The organism is Lysobacter sp. TAB13, from assembly GCF_052113885.1.
Classification (GTDB): domain Bacteria; phylum Pseudomonadota; class Gammaproteobacteria; order Xanthomonadales; family Xanthomonadaceae; genus Lysobacter; species Lysobacter gummosus.
Genome location: NZ_JBFRDR010000414.1, coordinates 1 through 358 on the forward strand (window position 1 = coordinate 1; position 358 = coordinate 358).

The following is a 358-nucleotide window of genomic DNA, read 5'->3' on the forward strand; positions in this document are numbered from 1 at the left end:
GTCCTCGACCCAGCGCGTCGCGATCTCGGCTGGCAGATAGGTGCCGCTCCAGCTCGTCACGCGCAGGATCGAGGCAGCGCGGATCGAGTATTGCGGCGGCACGACCAGATAGCCGACGCGCAGGCCGGTCAGCACCGTCTTGGTGAAGCTGGTGAGGAAAAAACCGAGATCGGGCAGCATCGCTGTGATCGACGGGAGCGGCTCGGGGATGAGCGGCTTGTAGACCTCATCCTCGACGACGAAGACGCCATGGCGCTGCGCGATCTCGGCGATGGCGCGGCGGCGCTCGGGGCCAGCGACATGGCTCGTCGGATTGTTCAGCGTCGGGATGAGGACCAGCGCACGCACGCCGCCAGCA

At 67.0% G+C, this 358-nt stretch carries 1 protein-coding gene; it reads right to left on the reverse strand.

The genetic code is table 11. The features are described 5' to 3' along the window. Positions 1–358: aminotransferase class I/II-fold pyridoxal phosphate-dependent enzyme (locus AB4Y92_RS26765; protein ID WP_441822374.1), on the reverse strand; the 358-nt coding region annotated here is incomplete at both ends.